This is a genomic window from Bradyrhizobium sp. USDA 4538 (assembly GCF_024171045.1).
In the GTDB taxonomy this organism is placed as follows: Bacteria; Pseudomonadota; Alphaproteobacteria; order Rhizobiales; family Xanthobacteraceae; genus Bradyrhizobium; species Bradyrhizobium australafricanum.
Genome location: NZ_JALJZE010000001.1, coordinates 6,235,654 through 6,255,650, shown reverse-complemented (window position 1 = coordinate 6,255,650; position 19,997 = coordinate 6,235,654). Strand labels below are relative to the sequence as shown.

Below are 19,997 nucleotides of genomic sequence, written 5' to 3'. Positions count from 1 at the left end.
CCCGGACTCCAGAATGCCGCAACAGATGTTTCCCCGCCGGCTTTGATCCGCGAATGATGGGCGCGCGCTCGGACATTGCGCGTCCGAAGCGGACTTAACCAGCGAGCGTGGGCGGTGTCAGATGGATATCCAGGCTTATTTCGAGGAGTGGTCCTGCGAGCCCGGCGATGTCGTCCGGCTCGCGATCAGCACGCCGCACGCCACCGTCCGCGCAAGCCTCGTGCGACTGGTCTCGGGTCCCGGGCGCGACGAAGCGATCGAGGGCAAGGTGGTCGATTTCTCGTCGGTGCTCGACCGCACCGTTTCCGGCGGCGTGCAATCCACGGTGGTCGGCTCGCACGCCGAATTTCCGCTTCCCTCACCGATCAACGATGCGGCGATCAGCGTCCATTGCTGGGCATGGCCGACCGTCCCCGAGCGGAGCGCGCCCCAGGCCATCTGGTCGATTGGCGACGTCGCGCTCGTCATCATCTCAGGCGGTCTTGCGCTTCGAATGGGCAGCGCAACGCTCGCGGTCTTGCCGGATGCGATCATCGCCAAACACTGGTATTCGATCCTGACTACCATCGGCGACGGCGAGGTCTGCATCGACCTCAGGCGTCTTGATGCCAAGGTTGGGGCACAACGCACGCTCCGCGCGGCAACCGGCGCGACGGCAAATGCGGCGACGCTCCTGCTCGCGGCGGCCGGCATCGGCCGGTCCGGGTCGCCGCTGGAGCCATATAATGGCAAGATCGACTCGCCAACGCTGCACCTCGCGAAGCCATCCACCGAGATGATCGCCGCATGGCACGCGGGGAAGACTCCCACGCAGCCGGCATGGGCAGCATGGAAACTCGGCAGGGACTTCGCGTCGGAGACGATTGAGCCGGACGCTGGAGGCGAACAGGGGCACCTTGTCAACGGCGTCGAGCGCGGTGTGACCGGACGCAACTGGGACGGGCGAAGCGACTCCTTCGTCGAGGATCCCGAGAAGTACTGTGCGCTGCAATTCCACGACGACGACATGGTGGATGCCGGCTGGAGGTATAATCTCGAATTCCGCCTGCCGGAGGACCTTCAAAGCGGAGTCTACGCAGTTCGGCTCGAGGCCGGCGGACGCCGCAATCATTTTCCGCTGTTTGTCAGACCGGTCCTGGGCACCTCGGCACCCGTTCTGTTCCTGGTGCCGACCAACACCTATCTGGCCTATGCGAACGACCACCTGGCTTCGCTCGATTTCTCATCGGTGATGCCTCATGACAAGGTGGTGCCCGAGGACGAACAGTACCTGTTCTCACATCCGGAGCCGGGCCGCTCCTGCTACGATACCCATGCCGACGGAACGCCGGTTCGCTATTCGGGCCGCAGACGGCCGCTGTTCAACGTCCGTCCTGGTTTTCCGAACTGGCTAACGGGCTCGTACCGTCACTTTCCCGTCGACATGTACATCGTCGAATGGCTGGAGCACCTCGGCATCAAATATCATGTCGCAACCGACGAGGATCTCGAACGTGGCGGCCGCAACCTGGCCGACCGGTACGCGGCGATCGTCACGGGCTCGCACCCGGAATACTGGACACGAACCGGCCTCGATATCCTCGACGGATACCTGCATAACGGCGGACGGGTCATGTATCTTGGCGGCAACGGCTTCTACTGGGTAACGAGCCTGCTCAGTGCAAAGCCCTGGGTCATCGAGGTGCGCCGCGACAACAGCGGCACGCGCTGCTGGGATGCCCCCTATGGCGAACGGACCCATGTTGCGACGACTGAAGCCGGCGGCATCTGGCGCACGCGCGGCCGCGCCCCGAACAAGATGCTAGGCGTGGGCTTCGCATCGGAGGGATGGTCGAAGGGCTGCGGCTATCGGCGTCTGGAGGCGAGCTACAATTCGCCCGCCGCGAAATTGTTCGACGGCATCACTGAGGAAATCGTCGGCGATTACGGCTATGTGCTGGGTGGAGCGGTGGGAGACGAGGTCGACAGGTACGACGTTACGCTCGGAAGTCCCGAGCATGCCTACGTGCTCGGGACTTCGACCGGGCTTGGCAACGAGTATCAGCTCGTCATCGAGGATCTCACTCTTTCGCTCCCGGATCAGGGAGGCGCACAGCGGCCTGACGTGGTGAGATCGGACATGGTCCTGTTTCCGATCGATGGAGGCGGCTGGGTGTTTTCGGTCGGCTCCATCGCCTATGCCGGCGCGCTGGCCTGGAACGGCTGCGACAACGGTCTTTCGCGCCTGACGGCGAATATACTCAGGGCCTTCACCGGCAAGGAGCCGGTGCTCGGAGCATGAGACCGTCAGTGCGACTTCGCCCCTGAGACGAAAGGTCAACGACCCTCGTTCGGCCACTCATACGTTCTGGTTGCAGGTTTGAGTGCAAGAAGATCAACATCTTACTGGATACTCGTTGTCTCCCAGCGCGGCGACCGCACAGATACGTGCTTCTTTTTCGTTCGCGCGCAAGTTCACAAAGGCGACGAGCATCGCATGGTGAGTGCGATACGGTGGTACATGGAAAATCCAGGGCTTTTCCGCCCAAGGAGAATGTTTGACAGGCGGCAGGCGCTTTCCTCGCAGTCAGGAGCGAGGCCTCTTGCTCCCCTGATTGGATATCGCTCGGCAAAACAACGGCTCGGGGGAGTCAGCAGCCGCGTTAACCTTACATACCCTCAAGCCGCAGGTGAGTGGCCCTCGACAAGACGATTGAGTCTCCGAGTTTCCTGCTCAGCTGCTCGAAACGGCCGAGAATGTCCTTGCCCGCGCCGGTGTCTGCACTATGTACGCAGATATCGTTGTGCTCGTTGCGACGGACCGGTAGTAATTCAATTTCGGTGATCTTCTTCCCCGCGATCAAGCACCGCAGCGCCAGACCATCGAGATGACGGCCGCGCATAACGTCCCAGTCGAACGCAAAATTGCCAAGGCTGTAGAAGATCGGCTTACCCTGATAGATTTCGCCGGCCTGGACCATATGCGGATGGTGGCCGAACACCATGTCTGCCCCCACGTCGATGGCGGCTCGGGCTATTTCGCGCTGGTATGCGACTGGCTCCTCTTTGGACGACACGCCCCAATGGCATGAAAGGATCACAAGGTCGACCTTGGTCCGCAGAGCGCGGACATCGTCCCGCATGGCCTCGAGTTCGTCGGCGTCTGCGAATGTATGCGTGATCGGCTCAGCACCCGGCATTTCCAGCGCGCGCGGGCCCGGCTCATAGGCGGCGTGGGCCTTGATGGTGGCGCATCCGGGGCTGTTGGCTGACGCGGCGTGATTGCTCGGCCAGAACACCGATGTGTAGCTCAAGAAACCGAAACGAACCCCGTTCTTCTCGATGATTGCCGGCTTCCTGGCCTCGGCCAGCGTTTCGCCAACGCCACAGTGGAGGATCCCCGCCGAATCCAGCGCCTTGACGCTGGCGACGGCGGCGCTCGCGGGATAGGCGACGTTGCTGGCGCAGCTCACGCCGACATAGCCCGCCTTCTTGAGCGCCGGACCTACCTTGGCGCCCGAATGGCGCCAACCCTTTTTGTGCGGGATATCGGGCCGCGCGGAATCGATCGAGGGCTCGGCAAGCGGGCCTTCCAGCTGTCCGAACAAGACATCGGCCGATGTCAGCATGTCACGCACATTGACGAATGCGCTGAAAGGATCTTCGCGGTTCTGGATGTTGGTATCGCCCAAGATGAGCAGCGTTTGATCCATGTGCAGTTCCTTTTTCGTGAGCTCTGGTGTGGATGTCGGGATTGCGGCCAGATCAGGCCGCGCTTTCAGCGGAGCGCGATGTTGTCACCGCCGCTTCGCCATCGCGCGCTGGCGCGATCGATTCCAGGGAGCGCTGGTTGGTTTCGATACCGAACAAGAGAATACCAAGCGCTAACAGCAGATAAAGCGACGCAATGGCGTAGAGCACTGATGGGAGACCATAATTGTCATAGAGCGACACAACCATGTAGGGCGATGCGATGACAGCAATCCGCCCCGTCATTTGGGCGATGCCAGAGCCGCGGAAGCGATATTCGGTTGCAAACAACTCCGGCGTGTAGCCGCCGAGACCGAAGCCGATCATCAGGCTCATGCCGCCCTGCAACAGGAAGCCAAAGATCAGCACCCAGGCGGGGTCGGTCTGCTGCGAATACGCCAGCGCGAACACGCCACACCATAAGGCCGCAAACATGGTGCCGCGACGGCGTCCAATCCAGTCGGAGGTCAGCATGCCGACCAGCGGCCCGAGCGAACTGCCCAGCGCCATGACGGTCGCAAAGCTGAGCGACTTCGTGACACTCAGTCCCTGTTTGACGAAGAAGGTCGGCACCCAATAGGAGAAGCTGTAGGAACCGACCAGGCAGGTGATGCAAACCGCCATCGCGAGCAAGGTGCGGGTGACGACGCCGCGCGAGAACAGGATGGAGATCGGTACCCAGGCCGGCGCAGGCGCGGCCACTGATGTCACCGGCGGGAGCGGCCCCGCCTTCGAGGCCTCAGCTTCGATATCCTGCATGATCTTTTCGGCTTCTTCATAACGGCCGCGCGCTTCGAGCCAGCGCGGCGACTCCGGAAGCTTGCGGCGCAGGAACCAGACCCATAATGCGCCGCAACCGCCGATCAGATACATCGGCCGCCATCCCAGTGCCGGAATGACGAATAGTCCGGTAAAATTCACGGCGAATGTCGATGCCATCGACACCACGCTGATCAGGCCAAGCGCCCAACCGCGCCGTTGCGGCGGCACAAACTCGCTGACCATGCCGTAACCGCAGACATATTCTGCGCCGATCCCTACTCCCATGAAGAAACGCATCGCCATCAGCCAAGTCATCGAGGGCGCGAGCATCGAGAGCAGGCACATGCTGCCGAAAATCAGAAGATTGAACTGATAGGCAAAACGCCGGCCGAACCGGTCACCGACCAACCCCGTCATCAGCGCGCCAATGGCGAGGCCGGCAAAGGTGATGGAAATGTAGTGGGCATTGGTCTCCATGTTCGACCAGCCCTCCTTAACGAGGGCGCCCAACACGCCGGCGGCCATCTGGTTGTCGAAACCGTCGAAGAACATCCCGAGGCCGATCAGGCTGAGAATCCGCCACTGGAATGCGCCCATCGGGAGCCGGTCAAGCCGGCCCGCGGCGTTAACGGGGGTGGTCATAGAAAGCGTTTCTCCCGCAAGTAGCGGCGTTCAGCGCCGCTTATGCGGGCAAAATAGGCGGAATGCTTTGGGCCGGGTATGCTAATTTACTCATCACGACGATGACTTATCTTCAGAGCAACACAGAGAATGCGGCGCGGACGCGATCAGCCCTCAGTGGGAGGCGCTGATGGCCCGAAAATTGCCCCCGCTGAATGCACTTCGCGTCTTCGAGGTCGCCTCCCGCTCCGAGAACTTCACTCACGCCGCCAAAATACTCAACGTCTCGCAGGGCGCCGTCAGCCGGCATATCGCCCAACTCGAAGCCTTCCTTGGCCTGCGCCTGTTCGTCCGTAATCAACGCGACGTCAAGCTGACGACGCAGGGCGAACAGTACGCGCAGGCCATTGCCGAAGCCTTTGATCGCATCGAACTCGCGACCCAGGTCAGCCGCCGGGACAAGCAGAATCGCGTGGTGCGGATACGGCTGTTTCCCACGGTGGCGATGAAATGGCTGGTCAAGCGGCTCGCGCGCTTCCATACCCTTTACCCAAGCATCAATGTGCAGGTCACGATCGCCAACGATCTCGTCGATGTGAGCGCTGGCGAGGTGGACTTCACCATTCAGACTCCCGCCATTCCAAAGCCCGGCGTGCGTTACGACACGCTGTTTCCGATCGAGCTGCTGCCGGTTTGTAGCCCCGTCGAATTCAACAAGCATCCACCCGTGCACGATTCACGAGAGCTGCTCGACCGCACGTTACTTCATTCAATGAAGCGCCCGCACGATTGGCGGATCTGGTTTGAGGCGGCGGACGTCACACCCGGGAGCTTTCGCGAAGGACTGTCGTTCGGCAATTCCTCGCTAGCCTATCAAGCGGCGATCGACGGGCTCGGCATCGCGGTGGCGCATCTGGAACTGGTCCAGGACGATCTCAAAGCGGGGCGACTATTGGTGATCCATCCGCTGGTGGTACGAACCGCCGACAGTTACCACCTCGTCGGCCGCGAAACCGACGTTGGCAGGCCGGAGATTGCTGCATTCCGCGACTGGCTGCTGTCCGAAACCAGGACACAGAATTGACGTTTCTCCATCGGCAAGATCTTGTTCTGCTATTGTCAAATCAGCATCGCTGCGAGCTCGCCGACGGCGCTTGGATCGCCATTTGCCTTGGCGACGCACTTCAGGTGTCACGTTGCTTTATAGGCAGGGATTTCCTCTCGAAATCCCGGCTTATTTTGTTCGTCAGGCCTATACACGTATCGAGCTGGGCATCTGCCAGAAGCGAAGGCGGCTGATCCGCGAAGGTTAGGGGGGATCTCGCCACGCCTTGGCGCTGATGTTTTATTGCTTCTACATCAATGGCTAGGTGAATGATCCGGCCGGCCGAGGAATTCGGAATTACCGGGAACAGTCTGGCCAAGGTCTGCGACAGGCTGGACGTGCTTTATCCTCCGCGCGGCCCCTGGGCCAAAGAAGACCCGTCTGTCTGAAGAGATTGAGCCTGCCACGCGGCGCATTCGGCCTGCCCACCGTATAGAGTGGCCTATAGATCCGACGGCCTCATGTGACTGGTGACTACGTCCGCTTTGCTCCTATAGCGACCAGGTTCGTGCGGCAGCGCAATATGTCGCGATGGGCCAGAAGCGAAAGCCACAATTGGACAACATCTCCCCTACTAACATCAGCGATAAATATCTTCCGTGAATTGGTTCACAAATGGGCGGGCCAGACCGCGATACGCTTGCTCGAGCTCTTGGCCGGCGTGCGCCCAGTGCGATCAGCAGGCTCGAGAAGGCGCCGAACCTCGACGTCCACCGTTCCGTCGCACGTATCGTGTTTCGCAACGCTGCGATCAATGAGTTGTCGAGTTGGATTCAACGGCATTCGGTGCGGCCGAAAGCCCGCGGACCCAGCAAACGACCAGTCTTTTAGTTTTACGCGGTTCAGAAACTTGATCAGAGAATAAGCCATGCAAAAAATTTGATGGAGGAACCAATGGTGAAGAGGGCGATTACGCTCGGCGGTGGTGGTCCGGCGGCAGGGCTGCACATTGGAGTTCTGGAAGCTCTTGCCAACGCAGGTGTAACCTTTGACGTGTGGGCATTGTCCTGCATCGGCGCCTGGGTTGGGATCGTCTACAATCAGTTTGACAACGTTGACAATAAAGACAGGGCGAAACAGACCCATCAATTCTTCAAGAATGGCGTGTTTCGGGACGACGAAAGCTATAGGCGCTTTCCCATAAACACGGTGTTCGGCCCGGATTGGGAAAGCATCGGCAAGGCTCTGACCAACTTCGTCGCAGATCCCAATACCTATAAGGATTTGTGGGACCCAAACAGGGTCGCGAATGCCTTCAGGGAATCCATGTCGCTCTGGTTCGCTCAACAGCCCGACACGGACGGTGGGAAGAAGTTCACGAGCCCGGATGAGGGAGACGTAAACAGATGGGTTCTTAATCAGGTGCTGGCCCCAAATCCTTTCGTTCGTTATCTCACGTCAATGATGTATCTGTCCCAAGTCACCGGCCTCTCCAGGATCAACTATCCACACAGCCAGTTTATGAAGAGCATAAATTTCGACGCGCTGGGAAGACCCGAAAAGCCATTCATATTCCACAACGCCTGGAATCTCGATGAGCATAAACTCGCGTTGTTTTCCAACCGCCCAATGCCCAAGAAGGTCGATGAGAACAAGAAGGTCGACGGGAAAGAGTACAAAGTGCCTATCAGCGCATCCAGCTTATGTGCGTGTTCAGCCCTTCCCTTCGTCGAAGAAACCGTAGAGATCGACGGAGTTACCTACTGCGAAGGAGCACTGGTCGATACGGTCAACTTCGAGAGCTTGCTCCAGGAGCATCATAAGCCGGGCGATGAGCTGGACGAGATATGGGTGAGCAGGATCGTCGATTCAAAGCAAGTCCGCAAACCGGAAAACCTTCACGATGCCCTGGCCAATCTCTGCCAATTGTTCGCAGCGACCGTTGGCGAAGATGATGTCAAGCTCTTCAAATACCACGTGCGGTACGACAAGCCAAAATCCGGAGAGCATCCGTGGAAGGGCACAATCGTCGAGATTCATGTGCCGGGGCACATCAGTTTCAAATGGAACCACAGCAATCTGGACAGCGGGAGACAGTTGGGAAGGATCGCTGCTGAACAAGCAATCAAGGCATACTACGAAGACGGAAAACGTCCGCCGCATGACGGGCCACATTTCATAAATGAGAATCCTGCGGAAAGCGATGAGGCGGGATGGCGAGAGGTTAAGGAGGCATATCACGAATGTCGAAGGCGGGCTGCGTAACGGCAAGGTAAAGCAGCCTTGAGGCCGACCTGCTGAGCCAAGCTCCAATATCCGCAGTCGAGGCGCAATTACTGCAGTCGGTCGAGTAATGCCTTTGCCTGCTTCAGATCCTGCGTTTCAAGACCCTCGACGAACCAGCCGTAGATGGGCACGAGCTGGTCGAGCGCTTCGCTGGTTCTGCCCTGATCGATCCACAAGTTGGCGAGGTCTACTGCTACTCGAAGTTCAAGGGCCTTGGCGCGCTGACTTTTCGCAGTTGTCAATGCGTGATCGAGCAGTGATCGTGCATCGGTGCTGGCCTCCGGTGCATCGCGGACGAGCAATACGCGCGCTTTCAATCGACACAGCTCGGCCTCAAATATCCGTTCGCTATTGCGGCCGGTTGTAGCGAGACCCTGCTCAATCAGTTCGAGCGCGGCTTCGCTTTGATGGCTCGACAACAAAGCGGCACTCAGGAGCACATACAGGGCTGTGATGCCAAGCTGATAGCCCGCGCCGCGATATTCGTTCATCGCCGCGCGGATTTCCTCGAGCGCAGCGGACGAAGGATCAAGGAAGGTGGCGCTTATCCCCCGGATGGCGCGAGCCAATCCTCGCCACTGCCGGAATCCGAGTTCTTCCGACAAGGCGAGACAACGATCAGCATAACGGTGTGCCTTTCGGAAGTCACCCCGAAGAGCGTGGAGAATGGATGCATAATAGCATCCATAGGCCTGCGAATGCGGATGACTGATGACGTCGGCACGCTGAAGGGCGGCATTTACACGCGCGAGTGCCGTATCAGCACGGCCCTGCAGCCAGAGCGCCCATGACATCAGAGCCAGGTCGGCCACACCCGCATCCTGGCCGGCAGCACGCGCCGCCAATCTATCATGCTCGCTGCTCGCTTCGAACGCTTCGAAGGCCCGTTCGATCACCTCCTGGGCACCTACGAGATTTCCCATGAAAAGGCGTATCATCCCTTGCCCACGCATCGCGTTGAGCAACGTTGGTCGATCACCCCGACCCTCCGCAAGATCGAGCAACACCGAGATCATTTCCTCGGCGACCGGCAACTCGCCGCGAATGACGCTCGCGGTGGTCAACCAAAACATGATTTGTAGTCGCTCGGGGGGATCTCCGAGCCGCTGGCACAGCTCGCGCGCTCGCGCAAAGGTCGCCACCGCCTGGGGCGAGGCCGGCCCCTGGGTGGCAATGAGGCAGGGCCCGAGCGCGTACTGGAAATCAAGCTCCAGCCGGTCCTTAAGTGCACCGTCGGCCAAATGGGCCGAGACCTCAATGCCTTTGCGCAAGTGTGCGATTGCTTCGAGGTTGGCGGAGCGCATGGCCGCTTTCTTGCCTGCCTGGAGCCAATATTCTCCCGCCTTTTCGAACAATCCCGCCTCGGTAAGGTGGAGTGCGAGAGTCTCGGGTTGAGACTCCACAATTTCCGGGAATCGTTGCTCGAAAGCGTTGGCGACGGCGGCATGCAGCGCTGCACGTCGGCTCTTCAGAAGTCCCGCTTCGGCAGCGTCCCGCACGAGCGCATGCTTGAAGGTGTAGACCGCCCGGGGTATCTCGCCTCGGCAGAATATCAACTCCGCCTGAACCAACTGGGCAAGCGCCTCCTCAAGCCGTTGCCTTGGCAGCTTGGCGACCACGCTCAGCAGTTCGTACGAGAACTCGCGCCCCACAACGGCGCCGATCTGAGCAACTTCCTTCACGGGGGCCAATCGGTCGAGCCTAGCCATCAGCGATGCGTTCAATGTCGTTGGAATCGCCAACGAGGGTAGCGGACCGCTGACCACGTAATGGTCGTCTCGCTCCTGCAGCAAGCCGGTTTCGAGCACCGCCTTGGTCAGTTCCTCGACGAACAGGGGCACGCCGTCGGTGCGAGCGAGGATTTGGTCCAAGACCTCCTCCGGGAGCGTCTTGCCTGCCGTGACGCGCTCGATCAAGGCCGCCCCGTTGCGCCGGTTCAGACGTGTAAGCGAGACGGTCGTCACATGTGCATGACCAGGCCAGGGCGGCGTGAACTCTGGTCTCGCGGTGATGAGCAGCAGCACTCGGAGTCGTGGTACCTTTTCCAGTGTAATCGTGAGCAGCTCCATCGAAGTCGGGTCCGACCAATGGGCATCCTCAAAGATGATGAACACTGGCTGCCGCGCCGCCAACGCTTCGAGCTGAGCCGAGAATGCCGCCAACGTCATCTCCTTGCGTTTCTGCGGACTGAGCTCGGGCAGCTGGTAGCGGTCACTGACCGGTAGCGACAGAAGGTTTGCTAGAGCCGGCACCACACGATCTGCGTCGGCGCCAGACCGCAACAGCAGAGCTTCAAGCTTGGCAAACTTCTCCGTCGGCGCTTCGCCTCTTTCGAACCGGGCAGCACGTTCGAGATTGTCGATGAACGGATACAACGCACTGTTGGTATGGTGCGCCGAGCAGAAATGGCGGACCGTAATGTGTGGTTCGGCTTGGAGCCGCTCTTGAAGCGCCAGCGCGATGTGCGACTTACCGATACCTGGCTCTCCAGTTAGAACCACTACGCAACCTTCGCCCGAAGAGGCGTGCTGCCAGCGCCGCAACAGCAGCTCGATCTCCTCGTCTCGCCCGATCAAGGGCGTCAATCGAGTCCTGTGCTGAGCCTCAAAGCGGCTTTCGACTCCAGTCGTCCCGAGCACCTGCCAGGCAGGTATTGGCTCCGCCCATCCTTTCAGCGCGATGGAGCCAAGATCGCAGTACTCGAAATATCCTTCGGTGAGCTGGCGCGTACTCTCGGAGATCAGCACCGTACCGGGCTCGGCGAACTGCTGCAGACGAGCAGCCAGATTCGGTGTCTCACCGATCACCGCCTGCTCCTTGGCGGCGCCTTCGCCGATCAGATCGCCCACGACGACCATACCGGTAGCGATGCCAACGCGAACCTGCAGCTTGGTGCCGATATCTGTCTGAAGATTGGCCACGGCATCGACCAGTGACAGCCCCGCGCGTGTCGCCTGCTCGGCATCGTCCTCGTGCGCCAGGGGGTAGCCGAAATAGGCAAGCACGCCATCCCCCATGTAGCGCGCGATAACGCCCTCACTCCGGGCGATAACCTCAGCGATGCAGGCGTGATAGTCGCCGATTATCGAGCGCAAGTCCTCCGGGTCCAGCCGGGCCGAAAGTGCGGACGAGCCCACCAGATCACAAAACATGACCGTGATTTGGCGCCGCTCGGCGCCGTCTCGCGGCGCTGGTTTGGCAGCCGCTTGGTCCGATACAGCGACATCATCCTCAAGTGCCGCAATCGCGCGCAGCATCTTGCGCCGGTGCCCAAGCAGGACGCCGAGGTCCTTGAGGTCCTGCTCCGTGAGATCGCCGACGACCGAGAGGTCGATAGCGTTCTCTGCGAAACGATCGGCGTACTCTCCCAAACCGATCGATGCCAGCCACTCTGCAATACCTGTCATGGTATACCTATGGCCAATAGGGATAAGGGTAGCACATTGCAGAGACCTGCGAAGGCACATCTGCAAATGGAAGCACCGATCGCGAGACATCTCAGCCAGTTTAACACATTGGCTCCGGCGAAAGCTGGGCGCTGCCAAGCGATGCCATGGGGCCCCGATCGCGCGCGCCTTCGACCGTGCAATAGCCAACTCAACGTAAGCGCGAAGCACAGCAATGAACAGAGTTGCCTAGTTGCCCTCGTTCCAGATGTCGGTGGTCAGCTTCCAATCATCGCCGACCTTCTCCCAAACCACGACATACTTTCCAGTCACATCCTTCGGTGTCGGTCCCTTGGTCTTGAGGGCGAACGTCCCAATCTCGCGCGCCGCGGTTGGGCCAAGGGGCTTAACGTCAAGGGTTGCGAGCTTCGGATCGCCAACTTGTTCCGCCATGCTTTTCCACATTGCCTCGATGGCTGATCGGCCGTGAACCATCGCGGTACCTGGCGGGAATGCGGTCGCATCCGTGCTGTAGAGTGACGCAACTCCCGAGAAGTCGCCCTTGTTGAACAATTCAATCCATTTCGCATTGATGGCCTCGATCTCGGCTTTTTGAGCTAACGCCGGTGCGGTAAACGAGATCACGAATGCAATCATCAAGGCTATGCTACGCATGATCATCTCCAAATATGTTCGATGCGAATGCAGGGCGGACGTTGACTTGACAAGAACCGGATGCGTTGAATGAGGCATCCCAGACCGGGTTTGGCGCGCCAGCAATTCCGGGGAATTACCGTCAGCAACATTGACTAACCAGCGCAACGCGCGCCTTATGGTAGCAAGTGACTTCGCGCAATTTCTCACCAATTCTCAAGCCGGATGCTCGGCCGGTGTGAAGCCAATAGCGACGTCGTATCCCCGCTCTGGAATTATGGTGCGCTCGGAGGGCGTTCGCATTTGCTGCGATTGCAACAGCTTACTTGGAAGGATGAAGGGACAAGGCGCATTTTTCCCGGTCAGAGGTGCCTTTCGCACTGCCGTGCAGGTCGGCGAGACTGCGCGCAACCGCGCGAACCTTCGCCGGTGTTTCAAGGCAGGCACCACCATATTTCTGCACGACGATGGGCTGGTTGCGCATCTAACCTCGCTCGGAGGCCTTGTTCGCCTCGCCCATCGAACCAACACCGCCTATCCATGTACCGACGACCTCAAAGTTCGGATTAAAGGCGACAAGATCCGCGCGGTATCCGGGCGCGATCCGTCCAAGCTCGGACCCAAGGCCTAGAAATGCCGCGGGCGTCCGGGAAGCCATGATAAGAGCATCGACAAGGGAGATTCCGATGAGCGCAACAGCGTTGCGCACCGCCTCGATCATGGTGAGGTGAGCGCCCGCGAGCGTGCCATCCCGGTCAGTCAGGCGATTGTCGTGCAACGTGATCTCCCTTCCCTGTAGCAGGAATTTCCGGTCGCTCGTGCCCGCCAATGGCATGGCATCGGTAACCAGCATCAATCGATCGCGTCCCTTGCAGCGCAAGGCAACACGCAAGCCGGCGCGGTCAACGTGGATGCCGTCGCAGATGATCCCTGCAAACAACCGGTCATCTCCCAGCGCGGCGCCCACCAAGCCCGGCTCTCGGGCGTTCAACTGCGACATGGCATTGAACAGATGGGTCACCCCCGAGACACCGCGATCGACTGCCTGCCCGATTTCGGCTGCGGTGGCGTCGCTGTGGCCGGCCGCGATACGCAATCCGGCGCCGATCAATTCATCGATCATGGACGCGGACACGCATTCCGGGGCCAAGGTCACCATGGAGCGACCGCGGTCCCCGAAGCTTTTGATGGCGGCGAGATCGCGCCGATCGGGCACGCGTATCTCGGCTTCCGGATGAATGCCCTTGCGAGACCTGTTGAGGGCCGGACCTTCCAGATGAAAGCCGAGCACGCCAGGAATTTCGAGGCACGCCTGAGCTGCTACAGCCAATCGTTGGATGACCTCGCTTCGATCGGTGATGAGGGTTGGCAAACAGCCCGTGGTGCCGGCCTTGCGGTGCGCCTCGACGATGCGGCGAACGCCGGCCTCCGTTGGCTGGTCGTTGAGAAGAACGCCGCCGCCTCCGTTCACCTGAACATCGACGAATCCGGGTGCAAGTATCGCATCTCGGGGAAGGTGGATCGAGGCGCGCGCTTCCTCGGTAATGCCTTCGATCCGCCCCTGCGATATCCTGACCAACCCCGGCCCGCGCATGTCGGCACCGTCAAAGATGTGCTGCGCAGCAATCGAGAAAACCACGGAAGACCCAGCTTGGCCCATAAGTGCTGATCCGAGAATGGCAATCACGGACTCGTGAGGCGAGTCCCGTGCTGTACAGGTCCCTATATGTACACAACGGGCTTCAGGGACCCGGAGCTAAATCCTTGCGTTAACTTCTCATGGAAACAAAAGGTACCACCTATCTCGGCATCGATGGGGGCGGAACCCGCTGCCGCGCCCGGATCGAGGACGAAAACGGCAGGGTACTCGGTGAAGCGAGCTCGGGGCCTGCCACGACCCGGATTGGCTTCGACAGGGCCTGGCGGTCCATCATGGAGGCCACCGAAGCGGCGGCCGCACAGTCCGAACTGACGCGCGAGGATTTCGCGCGGATGCACGCCGGAATTGGCCTCGCCGGCATTGGTCGCCGGGGCGCGGAAGCGGCGCTCAAAGAGATCCCGCATCCCTTTGCGTCCGTTATCTTCATCAGCGATGGCCTAGCTGCCTGTCTCGGCGCCCATAGCGGCGCGGACGGGGCCATCGTGGTGGCCGGCACGGGCTCGGTGGGTGTCGGCCTGATTGGCGGCAGCGAGATCCGCATCGCCGGTTACGGCTTCCCAGTCTCGGACGAAGGCAGCGGCGCCGACATTGGCCTGCAGGTCGTTCGACTGGCGCTGCGGGCCGCGGATCGCCGCGGCGAGCTGACACCATTGCTTGCAGAGGTGCTGGGCGCATTCGATCAAGATCCTTATCAGGCCGTGGCGTGGTCTGAAGAAGCTCGGGCCACCGACTACGCCGCGTTCGCGCCGACCGTGATGCGGCATGCCAATCAGGGCGATCCGGTCGGCCGCCGCATTGTCGAACGCGCGGCCGATGCCATTGGCGATCTGCTTGATCTGTTCCTGGCTAAAGGAATTGACCGGCTCGCGCTGGTGGGCGGGCTCGCGGATGCGATTACGCCCTGGCTAACGCCTGACCTGCGCGCTCGCCTGAGGCGTCCTGACGCCGACGCAGCGGCCGGCGCGCTGCTTGTGGCCCGAGGGCGGCTCGACCTGCGCAAGCTGGACCCGCCCAAGAGAGAAGCTGACCATGAACAGGCTTCGTAGTTCCGCGTTTGATGGTGCTTGGATCACCGATATGGCCACCGAAGAAGTCGATCCCAGATTTACCGACCTTGATGCATGGTCGCTGACGTCAGCGATGGAAGCGATGTGGGAGGGCCAGCTTGCGGCGGTCGCCGCGATCGGCCATGCCCTTCCCGCGATCACCGCGGCAGCCGAAGCGGCCAAGACGGTGCTGGGCGACCGCGGACGCATTGTATATGTCGGCGCGGGCACGTCAGGCCGCGTGGCGGTCCAGGACGGCGCCGAGCTGACGCCGACCTTCGCTTGGCCCCGCGAGCGCGTTCGCTTCGTCGTTGCCGGCGGTGACAGCGCGTTCGTCACCAGCATCGAGGGCGCGGAGGACGATGTCGATGATGCAGTCACGCAGATCAGCGCCGCACGACTCACGCCGCACGACGTGGTGATTGCGGTAGCCGCCAGCGGCACAACGCCGTTCACGGTCGCGGCGCTGCAGCGGGCAGGGTCTTTCGATGCAGTAACGATTGGTGTCGCCAACAATCCCGGCACCGCACTGCTGGCATTGGCAAAGTTTCCGATCCTGGTCGAGACCGGCCGAGAGCTGATCGCCGGCTCCACGCGGATGAAGGCGGGCACCGCGCAGAAGGTCGTGCTCAACCTGATCTCCTCGGGGATCATGCTGCGCCTTGGCCGGGTATATCGCGGCATGATGGTGAACATGCCGCCGACCAATGCCAAGCTGAAGCGGCGCGCCGAGGCCATGGTGGCGCAAATTGCGCGCTGTAATCCGTCGCACGCGGCACGCTCGCTCGAGCAGGCCGAGGGAGACATCAAGATTGCAGTCCTTCTGGCGCTCGGTGTCGACAGGGTTGATGCGGAGACCGTTCTGGAGAACTGTGACGGCAACCTTCGGCAAGTGTTTGTCGAGCTTGCCAAGAATCGTGACTCGCATCGTGACCGACTCCCAAAGGGAGCGGCGGGACGCGGCCGAGGCGGAGTGGTTGAGCCGTGACGACATCCGCGATGGCGAGCGAAATCGGGGAAAGCGCGGATGTTGTCGCTAACATTGTTCGCAGCCGACCCGCCTTGCGCGACATCGCACAGCGGATTGGGATTGACTCCGCCCCTTTGTGCGTCGTGTGTGGTCGGGGAAGCTCCGGGCATGCCGGGGTTTTCTTGAGATATCTTGTCGAGACGCGGCTTCGCCTTCCCGTTTCAGCAAGTGCTCCCTCGGTGATCACGGCATTTCGCACACCCTTGATGCTCCGCGATGCGCTGTTCATCGTAATCTCGCAATCGGGGCGCAGCCCGGATCTCGTCGCAGCGACCAGGTCGGCACGAGCCTCGGGCGCACGCACGATTGCCATCGTCAATGCGACGTCGTCGCCGGTGGCTGACGAAGCGGAATTCGTCGTTCCGATCGAAGCCGGCCAAGAACACTCCGTAGCGGCCACGAAGACCGTGATCGGCTCGATGGCCGCCAGTGCCGGACTGGTTGCCGAGCTGGCGCAAGATCGTGCGCTGCGGTCAGCCCTCGACCGGCTGCCCGAGCGCCTGCACCGCGCGCTGGCGCTCGACTGGTCGGAGATTGCCGATGATCTCGTCAAGGCATCAGCTGTGTTTGTGGCGGCTCGGGGCCTGGGCCTGGGCTCGGCGAGGGAGATCGCGCTCAAGCTTTCGGAAATCATGCGCCTGCCCTCCATCGGACTGAGCGCCGCCGAGCTGCAGCATGGGCCACGTGCCGCGCTATCGTCGCGCACGCCAGTTGTCATGCTGCGCCTCATGGATGAAACGGCGGCCACGGTGGACGCACTGGCAGAGGAATTGCGTGAGCAAAAGATCGCGCTGCATCTCTGCGGCGGACCGCATGGCTCGCTGCCTTGGTTGGTCGAGGATGACCCCGCCACCGACCCGATCACCATGCTCGTTCCGGCCTACCGGATGATCGAGCAGGCGGCATGCGCGCGCGGATTTGACCCGGATCGTCCCCCTCGCCTGAGCAAGATTACCGAGACGTTTTGACTGATCGCTGGCTGGCGACCAAAGCGGGAGCGACATCATCAAAACGTAACAAACGCGAGCAGAAGCGACCGAATGCGCGGCAAAGGCGACGAAGCTGATCGCTATTCTGCCGCTCATAACGGTCTGGTTGCAGGTTCGAGTCCTGCCGGACCCACCAAGAGGAGCAATATCTTACTCGGTTCTCGTTGCCCGTAGCGCGACGACCGCACCAGAAACCGCACCAGATACGTGCACTTTTCGTTCGCGCGCAGGCTCGAGCGCAACAATTATCCGACGGTGTGAGACAGATCGTTTGGGTAGACGGTGAGCGAACCGGGCGTCTTTTGTCGCTCGCCAGTCGGGCACACCTCGAAGAAGCCGCTGATCAAGAGACAGCGAAATCGTGGCTCTTTGCGCAGCCGAAATGCAAGGTCAGCTCATGGTTGCCGGCAGAGCGATGCTTCTGAAAATGCTTGGCTTCCAAGCGAGCAATCGAAGCTACCGTAAGCTCCTGGATTCTCAGTACCAACGCGCAGCTTGAGCAAATTCAGAATTGCGGAATCAAAATCCGCTCGAATATTCAGCGATTCCAATGGGCATTTGGAAAAACTAGCCGGATCCGCAAATGGGTTGCCTATCGCTACTGGCAGAACAAGTTCGGCCTCGACCATAACGCCGCACCCGGCGTTTGCACGATCGCCGCTACAGGCCAGAGCACCAACACCTGCACTGAATCGACCGTCTACGGCGGCGTTACGGTTAAGTTCTAGCCACGGCCCTCGATGTAGACGACGGCGTCGCGTTGGCCCGCGACGCCGTTCCCGCTCGTCAAGGCACCCACTTCGAGCACGAGTGTCACGACGTCACGCTGGAGCACGGGCGCAACAGCGCACTATCGGCGCTGGATCAGTTAGGGAGACGTCTAGTGCCAACAGTTCTTCAACAGCTAACGCCTGAGATTGGGACGTGAGCGTGCATGGCGAGCGGAGCTTTACGCAGAGGAATGTTGACAGACCTCGGGCTTCCGTCGAGCGAAAGCGACATCTGTCGCAGGAAATCGAAAGGATCATTCCCACTTTGCTACTGGTGCCACGTCACAAGTGGCAAGTAGTGATGTGGTAAGCGCATCACAACGAGATCCTTCCGTCGCACGATATTGGTCGGATACGGCGTATCGAGATTGCTCGTATCGATGGTGGCGACGGCGCCCTCTTCCTGATCGAGGATCGCGGTTTCCTGCCGCGGGAAGACGAAATTGTCCGGACCAAACACCGCACTCGCCCCCAGGAAGCCGCGCGGAGGATCGAACACGTTCGCGAACGCCAGATAGACGTTGTTCTCGCCGCCGCGCGTGCGGAACGCATGCCAATGATAGGGATCGGCGCCTTTCGGGATCGGATAGTTGTGCGGGATGGCAGTCCCCGCGTGCGATCCGGTGAAGACGCCCGCGATCGCCGACGGGCAAGCGACGATATCGCATCCGCGAAGCGCCAGGGAGCGGATGGCCTCGGGATAGAGGGCGTCGTGGCCGATGGCGATGCCGACCCGGCCCAACGCGAGATCAAAGACCTTCCATCTGTCGCCCGCCGTCGCCCATCCCATATCGGCGTTGCCGAGGTGGATCTTGCGATAGCTCCCGGCGAGGCCCTCGGGCCCCGCAAGGACCGCCGCGTTGTAGATGCCATCGCCATCGCGCTCGGCAAGACCGGCAACGATATACGTTCGCAGCTTCATGGCGATCCTGATCAACGCCTTGACGGCGGGCCCCTCCACTCCCTCGGCGCGCGCGGCCGGATCGGTCAACCCGGTCAATGACAACTCAGGAAACACGATCATGTCGGGTTGGGCAGCTGCGACAAGATCGCGGGCGCGATGCTCGATGGTCGCCAGGTTTGCAGCAACATCGTCTGCCGGCGAAAATTGCACGACCGCGAGCTGCGACAGCTTCCCCTTCGGAATGGGCTGGTAGCCGTAGAGCTTGAAAAAGTCTCCCGGATTCCAGGTAAAACTGTTGGTCATCAGCTCCGGGTAGAGCTCCGGGCGCCGTTTCTCGAACACCTTCTCACCGAGCACTTCCCGCTTGCGCGACTTGCCCAGATCGACCTGCGCATAAGCGATGCCGTCCCCGCTATCGATCGACACCGCGACGCGACCATCCGGCTCGATGATGCAGCTACCGCCCGAGAACTGTACCGTACGCTCCAATCCCCAACGGTTTGCCTCGATCACGTAGCATGAGTTCTCGAATGCCCGATTGATCCAGTAAGGCGCAGGCGTGCGCTCCTGCAGCCAGTTCGAGATGTGGCAGATCACGTCGGCGCCCGCGACCGCCTCGATGCGTGCGGTCTCGAAAAAGTGCAGATCCATGCACACAAGCATTCCGATCCGACCGAGCTCGGTATCGAAGACCTGATGCGCGACGTCGCCGTTCGCCGCCCATTTGGGCTCGGCGATATAGGGATGCGATTTGCGATGCCGGCCGACGATCCCGTTCGGTCCGATGAGGACGGCCGTATTGTAGTAGAGCTCGGTCGCAGGATCGACCTCGGGCATCCCGAGCACGATGTAGCAATCATGCTGCTCGCAAATCCGCTGGAAACGGTCGGTCGACGGGCCAGGCACGGTCTCGACGAACGGCTTGACCTCGTCGCGATCGTACCAGCAGTACCCCGTCGTCCCCATCTCGGGCGTGACGATCAGGCGCGCTCCCTCGGCCGCAGCCTCAGCGCAGAGCTTGAGCAGACGCTCGATATTGCGCTCCTTCTCATACATGGTCGGCTCGAACTGAACCGTTGCGGCGCGGTAGCTCGTGGGTGTCGTCATTGATGTAC

General features: G+C 60.8%; 14 protein-coding genes. 7 read left to right on the top strand and 7 right to left on the bottom strand.

Features of this window, described 5'->3' with window-relative positions; all coding sequences use genetic code 11:
* The first annotated feature begins 121 nt into the window (after nucleotides 1-121).
* Nucleotides 122-2,281 carry an Atu4866 domain-containing protein gene (locus J2R78_RS28315; RefSeq protein ID WP_253607662.1) on the top strand — a complete coding sequence of 720 codons (2,160 nt, stop codon included), beginning with the start codon at nucleotides 122-124 and terminating at the stop codon, nucleotides 2,279-2,281.
* A 367-nt stretch (nucleotides 2,282-2,648) separates the two neighbouring features.
* On the opposite strand, the gene J2R78_RS28310 is transcribed toward J2R78_RS28315, so the two are convergent.
* On the bottom strand, nucleotides 2,649-3,692 hold the full coding sequence (locus J2R78_RS28310) for a CapA family protein (protein ID WP_253607661.1): 1,044 nt from the start codon (nucleotides 3,690-3,692) through the stop codon (nucleotides 2,649-2,651).
* 52 nt (nucleotides 3,693-3,744) lie between these two features.
* Nucleotides 3,745-5,133: an MFS transporter gene (locus J2R78_RS28305; RefSeq protein ID WP_253607660.1), complete on the bottom strand. Its 1,389-nt coding sequence runs from the start codon at nucleotides 5,131-5,133 to the stop codon at nucleotides 3,745-3,747.
* A 169-nt stretch (nucleotides 5,134-5,302) separates the two neighbouring features.
* On the opposite strand from J2R78_RS28305, the gene J2R78_RS28300 reads away from it, so the two are divergent.
* Together J2R78_RS28300 and J2R78_RS28295 are read left to right on the top strand one after the other, a co-directional pair.
* On the top strand, nucleotides 5,303-6,196 hold the full coding sequence (locus J2R78_RS28300) for a LysR substrate-binding domain-containing protein (RefSeq protein WP_253607659.1): 894 nt from the start codon (nucleotides 5,303-5,305) through the stop codon (nucleotides 6,194-6,196).
* A gap of 915 nt (nucleotides 6,197-7,111) precedes the next feature.
* On the top strand, nucleotides 7,112-8,422 hold the full coding sequence (locus J2R78_RS28295) for a patatin-like phospholipase family protein (protein ID WP_253607658.1): 1,311 nt from the start codon (nucleotides 7,112-7,114) through the stop codon (nucleotides 8,420-8,422).
* 68 nt (nucleotides 8,423-8,490) lie between these two features.
* Here J2R78_RS28295 and J2R78_RS28290 read toward each other — a convergent pair whose 3' ends face one another.
* The 4 genes from J2R78_RS28290 to nagA form a co-directional block, all read right to left on the bottom strand.
* Nucleotides 8,491-11,850 (bottom strand): AAA family ATPase, encoded by a 3,360-nt coding sequence (locus tag J2R78_RS28290; RefSeq protein ID WP_253607657.1) that lies wholly within the window; start codon nucleotides 11,848-11,850, stop codon nucleotides 8,491-8,493.
* Between the two features lie 228 nt (nucleotides 11,851-12,078).
* Nucleotides 12,079-12,504, bottom strand: coding sequence for a DUF4440 domain-containing protein (locus tag J2R78_RS28285; RefSeq protein ID WP_253607656.1), 426 nt, complete (start codon nucleotides 12,502-12,504; stop codon nucleotides 12,079-12,081).
* Between the two features lie 301 nt (nucleotides 12,505-12,805).
* On the bottom strand, nucleotides 12,806-12,967 hold the full coding sequence (locus tag J2R78_RS28280) for a hypothetical protein (protein WP_253607655.1): 162 nt from the start codon (nucleotides 12,965-12,967) through the stop codon (nucleotides 12,806-12,808).
* Complete coding sequence (nagA, locus tag J2R78_RS28275) at nucleotides 12,968-14,143, bottom strand: N-acetylglucosamine-6-phosphate deacetylase (RefSeq protein WP_256558961.1); 1,176 nt, start codon at nucleotides 14,141-14,143, stop codon at nucleotides 12,968-12,970.
* Nucleotides 14,144-14,262: 119 nt separating this feature from the next.
* On the opposite strand from nagA, the gene J2R78_RS28270 reads away from it, so the two are divergent.
* From J2R78_RS28270 to J2R78_RS28255, 4 genes are all read left to right on the top strand, one after another.
* The gene (locus tag J2R78_RS28270) at nucleotides 14,263-15,189 is read left to right on the top strand and encodes a BadF/BadG/BcrA/BcrD ATPase family protein (RefSeq protein ID WP_253607653.1); all 927 of its coding nucleotides are present in this window, start codon (nucleotides 14,263-14,265) and stop codon (nucleotides 15,187-15,189) included.
* 31 nt (nucleotides 15,190-15,220) lie between these two features.
* Nucleotides 15,221-16,177, top strand: coding sequence for an N-acetylmuramic acid 6-phosphate etherase (locus tag J2R78_RS28265; protein WP_253607652.1), 957 nt, complete (start codon nucleotides 15,221-15,223; stop codon nucleotides 16,175-16,177).
* 11 nt (nucleotides 16,178-16,188) lie between these two features.
* Nucleotides 16,189-17,187 carry an SIS domain-containing protein gene (locus J2R78_RS28260; RefSeq protein ID WP_253607651.1) on the top strand — a complete coding sequence of 333 codons (999 nt, stop codon included), beginning with the start codon at nucleotides 16,189-16,191 and terminating at the stop codon, nucleotides 17,185-17,187.
* A gap of 452 nt (nucleotides 17,188-17,639) precedes the next feature.
* Nucleotides 17,640-17,936, top strand: coding sequence for a hypothetical protein (locus J2R78_RS28255; protein WP_253610084.1), 297 nt, complete (start codon nucleotides 17,640-17,642; stop codon nucleotides 17,934-17,936).
* A gap of 310 nt (nucleotides 17,937-18,246) precedes the next feature.
* Here the strand turns inward: J2R78_RS28255 and J2R78_RS28250 are convergent, their stop codons facing one another.
* Nucleotides 18,247-19,989: a nitrilase-related carbon-nitrogen hydrolase gene (locus J2R78_RS28250; protein ID WP_253607650.1), complete on the bottom strand. Its 1,743-nt coding sequence runs from the start codon at nucleotides 19,987-19,989 to the stop codon at nucleotides 18,247-18,249.
* Nucleotides 19,990-19,997 lie beyond the last annotated feature (8 nt).

Excerpts from the sequence above, each read along its gene's own strand:
- J2R78_RS28260 (WP_253607651.1), top strand. The coding sequence starts at position 16,189 with ATGGCGAGCGAAATCGGGGAAAGCGCGGATGTTGTCGCTAACATTGTT.
- J2R78_RS28265 (WP_253607652.1), top strand. The coding sequence starts at position 15,221 with ATGGCCACCGAAGAAGTCGATCCCAGATTTACCGACCTTGATGCATGG.
- J2R78_RS28250 (WP_253607650.1), bottom strand. The coding sequence starts at position 19,989 with ATGACGACACCCACGAGCTACCGCGCCGCAACGGTTCAGTTCGAGCCG.
- nagA (WP_256558961.1), bottom strand. The coding sequence starts at position 14,143 with ATGGGCCAAGCTGGGTCTTCCGTGGTTTTCTCGATTGCTGCGCAGCAC.
- J2R78_RS28315 (WP_253607662.1), top strand. The coding sequence starts at position 122 with ATGGATATCCAGGCTTATTTCGAGGAGTGGTCCTGCGAGCCCGGCGAT.
- J2R78_RS28270 (WP_253607653.1), top strand. The coding sequence starts at position 14,263 with ATGGAAACAAAAGGTACCACCTATCTCGGCATCGATGGGGGCGGAACC.
- J2R78_RS28305 (WP_253607660.1), bottom strand. The coding sequence starts at position 5,133 with ATGACCACCCCCGTTAACGCCGCGGGCCGGCTTGACCGGCTCCCGATG.
- J2R78_RS28280 (WP_253607655.1), bottom strand. The coding sequence starts at position 12,967 with ATGCGCAACCAGCCCATCGTCGTGCAGAAATATGGTGGTGCCTGCCTT.
- J2R78_RS28295 (WP_253607658.1), top strand. The coding sequence starts at position 7,112 with ATGGTGAAGAGGGCGATTACGCTCGGCGGTGGTGGTCCGGCGGCAGGG.
- J2R78_RS28285 (WP_253607656.1), bottom strand. The coding sequence starts at position 12,504 with ATGCGTAGCATAGCCTTGATGATTGCATTCGTGATCTCGTTTACCGCA.
- J2R78_RS28290 (WP_253607657.1), bottom strand. The coding sequence starts at position 11,850 with ATGACAGGTATTGCAGAGTGGCTGGCATCGATCGGTTTGGGAGAGTAC.
- J2R78_RS28310 (WP_253607661.1), bottom strand. The coding sequence starts at position 3,692 with ATGGATCAAACGCTGCTCATCTTGGGCGATACCAACATCCAGAACCGC.
- J2R78_RS28300 (WP_253607659.1), top strand. The coding sequence starts at position 5,303 with ATGGCCCGAAAATTGCCCCCGCTGAATGCACTTCGCGTCTTCGAGGTC.